We start from the raw sequence: 2,554 nt of genomic DNA, 5'->3' as shown, positions 1-2,554 counted from the left end.
GGACCACGCCATGCCCACTCTTTCGCATCAGCTACTCACCAAAGCAGGCATATCCGGCCGCCTTCGCCACTTGCGTCAGATACGGCAGATCGACCGATCTGCCGCCCTCGGCCGTGCCAAGATAACGACTGTCGCCATGCGTCGGCAGAAACCAGAGCACCTTGATGCGGTCCGGCACGACCCGGCTCATGGCCTCTCTCCCGCTGCCTGACGAAGGCGGCCGGATATGCCTGCTTTGGTGAGTAGCTGATGCGAAAGAGTGGGCATGGCGTGGTCCTGTCCGGGTGGAAACCAGATCGCCAGTGCAGATTGCTTATTCCACAAACTCTGTAGAGTTAGTTTATTCCAATTCTGCCGCCGCTATTAGAATTTCTCTCTCTGGCAAGAAAAGGAGGCCGGCCCGAATACACCGGGCCGGCCTCCTTGTATCAGAACGCTGGTTCGACCGCGTTGACGTTGTCCTTGGTGACGACGGTCAGCGGGATGGGCAGCCGGTCCTTGACCTGCTTGCCGTCGATGATCTCGGCCATCGTGTTGATCGCCAGGCGGCCATCCTCGACGGGCGACTGGACGATGGTCGAGTACATTTCATTGGTGCGGATCGATTCGAACGCATCCTTCTGGCCATTGATGCCGACGATCGGCGGTGCGGCCTTGGAGGGGTTGGCCTCCTTCCAGGCATCGATGAAGCCGCGGGCCATCGTGTCGTCATTGGCGTAGACGCCGCTGATCTGGTCGCCGAAGCGTGTGATCAGATCGCGGCTGACCACCAGCGCCTTTTGCTGGTCGAAGTCGGCGTTGACCGTGTCGAGCACCTTGATGTCTGCATTGGTTTCCTTGAGACGGTCGGTGAAGCCGCTGACGCGTCCGATCGTGGTGCCGTTGCCGGCCTGGCCGGCGATGATGACGACGGAGCCCTTGCCGCCGAGCGCCTTGCTCAGCGAGTCCGCCGCCAGCTTGCCTTCCTCGTAGACGTCAGGCCCGGTGAACGACTTGATGAACGGCTTGGCATCGTCGCTCATCGGCGAATTGATGAGGATCGCCGGAATGTTCGCCTGCTGCGCGCGCGCCAGCCCCGGTATGTATGCCTGCGGGTCGAGCGGCCACAGGATGATGCCGTCGACCTTGCGCGCAACGCAGGTGTTGAGCTGCTCGGTGCCTTTCTGGACATCAAAATCCTGGCTGAGGCTCAGGATCTCGATGCCGAGTTCCGCGGCGCGCGCCTGAAGCGCCTTGTTGGCCGGCGTCGCGTAGGCATGCGAATCCGCTGCCGTCACGTAGCAAACCGTCTTGGCACTGGCCCAGCCCGTCGATGCCAGCACAGCCGCCACGGCGGCGACGTGAAGCATGCTTTTCTTGCCAATCATGTGTTTCCTCCCGATCATGTGGTTCCTCCTTGAGTGATTGGATTGTCGCGAACGAGCGCCGGGCGCGTGCCCGGAGCCCTCCCCTTGGTGGTAACGGCCCGATCGAGCACGACGAGCAGGATCAGGATAAGCCCGGACACGACCTGCTGGACGTATGCGGGAACGGACTGGAACTCCATCGCGATGGTCAGCGAGCCGATTGTCAGCACGCCGCCGAGCGTGCCGAGCGCGGATCCCCTGCCGCCTTCGAGACGAGTCCCGCCGACAACGACCGCGGCAATGACGGCGACCGTCAGTTCCGAGCCGAAGACAGGCGAGCCGGTGTTGGTGACGAGGCTCTGGAGAACCCCCGCCAGGCCGGCAAGCGTGCCGGCAAAGACAAAGCCGAGAAAGACGATACGGTCCGAGGCGATACCGCTTTCCTTGGCAGCCGCCGGGTTGGACCCCACCGCAAAGACGTTGCGCCCGGGTATGGTGCGCGTCAGCCAGAAATGCAGCAGCACGATCAGGGCGATGAACAGCGCGCTGCGGAGGGTGAAGACATCGAGATAGATCTTGGCCAGCGCCAGGGAGAGCATGATGTCGGTTCCGGTCACCGGCTGGCTGTTGGTGATCCAGTGGGAGAGCGAGCGGAAAATCAACATCGTCGCGAGCGTCAGCACGAGCGAATTCACCTTCAGGCCGACGACCAGCATGCCGTTGACGGCGCCTGCCAAGGTACCGACCAGGATGCCGACGATCGCCGCAGGGAGAATGCCGATCTCTCGCTGCAGGATGACCGATACGATGCCGGCCAGGGCAAACACCGCGCCACCGGAGAGGTCGATCTGGCCCGATATCAAAAGCACCGTCAGGCCGATCGCGATCAGGCCGATTGTCGCCGCCCGGTCGAGGCCGAGGCCGAGGGTCGATGCCGAGAGGTAGCCGGGGACCACCAGCGCGGAAATGACAAGCGTCAGGCCGAGAATGACGACGACGCGATACTGCGAGACAAGCGAAAGAAAACGCATCACGACACGCCCCGCTTGCGCAGCGCCGCATCCATGCCAACGGCACCGACGATCAGGATGCCGAGCACGAAACCCTGTATCGGCGTGCGCACACCGTCGAGCACCATGACGTTGGTCAACAGTTGCACGAAGATGAGGCCGGCGATGGCCCGTGGCACCGATCCGAAGCCGCCGACG

General features: G+C 62.8%; 2 protein-coding genes and 1 pseudogene. All 3 read right to left on the bottom strand.

Going from position 1 to position 2,554, the window contains the following annotated elements:
- Positions 1–55: 55 nt before the first annotated feature.
- Positions 56–190, bottom strand: a pseudogene (locus tag EN984_RS30785) (alkanesulfonate monooxygenase); the annotation flags it as partial.
- 238 nt (positions 191–428) lie between these two features.
- A complete protein-coding gene (locus EN984_RS30780) occupies positions 429–1,367 on the bottom strand; it encodes a sugar ABC transporter substrate-binding protein (protein WP_127269514.1) in 939 nt (312 codons plus the stop codon).
- Positions 1,368–1,381: 14 nt separating this feature from the next.
- A complete protein-coding gene (locus EN984_RS30775; protein WP_127269515.1) occupies positions 1,382–2,377 on the bottom strand; it encodes an ABC transporter permease in 996 nt (331 codons plus the stop codon).
- Positions 2,378–2,554 lie beyond the last annotated feature (177 nt).

Origin of the sequence: Mesorhizobium sp. M7A.F.Ca.CA.004.12.1.1 (assembly GCF_003997835.1) — a bacterium.
Classification (GTDB): Bacteria; Pseudomonadota; Alphaproteobacteria; order Rhizobiales; family Rhizobiaceae; genus Mesorhizobium.
This window is presented reverse-complemented; position numbering and strand designations above follow the sequence as displayed.